Source organism: Streptomyces durbertensis (assembly GCF_014156695.1).
In the GTDB taxonomy this organism is placed as follows: domain Bacteria; phylum Actinomycetota; class Actinomycetes; order Streptomycetales; family Streptomycetaceae; genus Streptomyces; species Streptomyces durbertensis.
On record NZ_WMLF01000915.1, the window covers coordinates 1 to 601 of the forward strand.

Consider the following 601-nt stretch of genomic DNA (forward strand, 5'->3'; position numbering starts at 1 on the left):
CTCCAGTCCCGCCGGCCCCCAACCGCTCGACGCCAACTCGCGGGCGACACCGCAGGCGGCCTGCCGGCCCGCCTCGGCCAGGATCTCCACCGCCTCCGCGACCGCCTCGTCCGGCACACCACGCCGCCGGCACTCCCCGACCTGCTGGAACAGCGCGAAGAACAACGCGTCCCCGCTCAGTACCGCCGACGCCGCGTCGAACCTGCGGTGCACCGCGGGGCGGCCCCGCCGCAGGTCGTCACCGTCGATGAGGTCGTCGTGCGCGAGGCTCCCGCTGTGCGCGAGCCCCACCCCGACCGCGGCCGGCATCACCTGCTCGTAGCTGCCACCCACGGCCGCCGCCGACTCCAGCAGCAGCGCCGGCCGCACGAGCTTGCCCGGCGGGCACAGCGTCCAGTCCAGGACGTCCAGCAGCGGTTCGCCGGCGTGCCCCGCCAGCCAGGCGGTGATCCCGTCGGCCACCGCGTCGAGCGTCGCTGCCGCCAACGGCGTCGGCAAGGGCGTCCTCCACTCCCGACCAGGGCGCGCGAGGCCCGGCAGACCGGCCCTCGACACCACCACACAGCCCGACAACCGCCGGACCACCCCCCGTTCTACCGCC

At 76.0% G+C, this 601-nt stretch carries 1 protein-coding gene; it reads right to left on the reverse strand.

All coding sequences use genetic code 11. The features are described from left to right. On the reverse strand, nt 1-498 hold a 498-nt coding region (locus GL263_RS27640; protein ID WP_182858454.1), incomplete at its 3' end, for a polyprenyl synthetase family protein. Between the last annotated feature and the right edge of the window lie 103 nt (nt 499-601).